The sequence below is a fragment of the Bradyrhizobium sp. 31Argb genome (assembly GCF_043638955.1).
Classification (GTDB): domain Bacteria; phylum Pseudomonadota; class Alphaproteobacteria; order Rhizobiales; family Xanthobacteraceae; genus Bradyrhizobium.
In genome coordinates, this window is record NZ_JBEGDB010000594.1 from 1 (window position 1) to 1,335 (window position 1,335).

The following is a 1,335-nucleotide window of genomic DNA, read 5'->3' on the forward strand; positions in this document are numbered from 1 at the left end:
CTTGCTCGCTTCATCTGTCCGTCCTTCTTCGGGCCGGACTCTAACTCCTTCTGGAGGAAATACTCAGTGGCAGGTCATTGCCTATCCAATGTATTGCGATTGCGTGAGCGCATCGATTTCTCTGAGAACCTCAAAAACACGCGGCGGGGCTCGCTCACGGCGAAGACATTTTGGTGGGATTGGACCGTCAAGCTGCCGATCCTAGAACCAAGTTTCGCCCCGTAGTATCCATCATCCAAGTCTGCACTCTGATGCGCGAACCGGCTTTATTCTAAAATTATCCACCGAAATGCGGCGGTAGTGGCAATCGCGAATCCTCACGGAAGATCCTGCTGCGCGATATCTATCCGCCTTCAAGGCGATCTCAACCAGCCTGCGGATGGCTCCGGACGCATAGTGCTTCCGCTACAGCGCGGGCATGCATCGCCGCCGATCATAGTCACTGGCAGTACCCGGCCTTCCGGAACGGGTGACAACTGCTCCCATGACTGATACACAAACGACACCGGCGAGGCGAAAAACCTCAATATTTTCAGTACAGAACGTGCCCTCCATCACAGTTCAATCCTGTCCGGCAGCACCAGAGGCTTCACGAAAACAATAGGTTATCGGTGCTCCGGCCGCGGTATTCGTTCGTCCTGCATCTGGGGGAGCGAGCAGGGGAGCCGCGCTGCTGGCTTGCAGCGCGACTATCTGCTTGATCGTCTCGGTCATGCCGAGCGCGCCAATGCGCTTCGTAACCAGCTCTTTGGAAAAGAAGCAATGCCGTGGGTCACGCTCGAACCGGAGCGTCGAAAGGACGAGAAGGCACAACACACGCCTGTCGAGCGCAACGAGCGCTGGCGCGTGATTGTGCAGCGTTATCCGGAGATCGATGAATGATCCCCGCTCAGAACGTCATCGCTTGGTCAAAGCATGCGCCGTGGGCAGAGCAGCGGCAAGTCGAGCAGGACCTCATCATCGCACGGGCGCTGGTCGAGCTTTTCAAGGACCCATTCCTGAGCAAAGAGCTTCGCTTCCGTGGCGGAACGGCGCTCAACAAACTGCACTTCCCAAAGCCTTTGCGGTATTCGGAGGATATCGACCTTGTGCGGACCACGGCGGGCGCAATCGGCCCGATCCTCGATCGCGTCCGTGATACCCTTACGCCTTGGCTCGGCACTCCGCGCTTCGATCAAAGCGAAGTGGCACCCAAGTTTCGCTTCAGGACCGAGGCCGAAGACGGATCAGGCCTCATCCGCCTGAAGGTAGAGATCAACGTGAGCGTCATCCGGCGACCACGCACTGAGGGCTGATCTGGTCGGCTAGGAAGATCTCGTGGATTGTTTCGTCACG

3 protein-coding genes are annotated in these 1,335 nt (G+C 57.6%); all 3 read left to right on the forward strand.

Translation table 11 applies throughout. The annotated features are described in order from the left end of the window. A partial coding sequence (locus AAFX91_RS41690; RefSeq protein ID WP_394570346.1) for a hypothetical protein occupies positions 1-225 on the forward strand: 225 nt, incomplete at its 5' end. 453 nt (positions 226-678) lie between these two features. Beyond that, positions 679-882: a hypothetical protein gene (locus AAFX91_RS41695; RefSeq protein ID WP_394570347.1), complete on the forward strand. Its 204-nt coding sequence runs from the start codon at positions 679-681 to the stop codon at positions 880-882. Next, on the forward strand, positions 879-1,295 hold the full coding sequence (locus AAFX91_RS41700; RefSeq protein ID WP_394570348.1) for a nucleotidyl transferase AbiEii/AbiGii toxin family protein: 417 nt from the start codon (positions 879-881) through the stop codon (positions 1,293-1,295). Before AAFX91_RS41695 ends, AAFX91_RS41700 begins: the two co-directional genes overlap by 4 nt. The last annotated feature ends 40 nt before the right edge of the window (positions 1,296-1,335 follow it).

Coding starts and splice junctions, on each gene's coding strand:
- AAFX91_RS41700 (WP_394570348.1), top strand. CDS start 879: ATGATCCCCGCTCAGAACGTCATCGCTTGGTCAAAGCATGCGCCGTGG.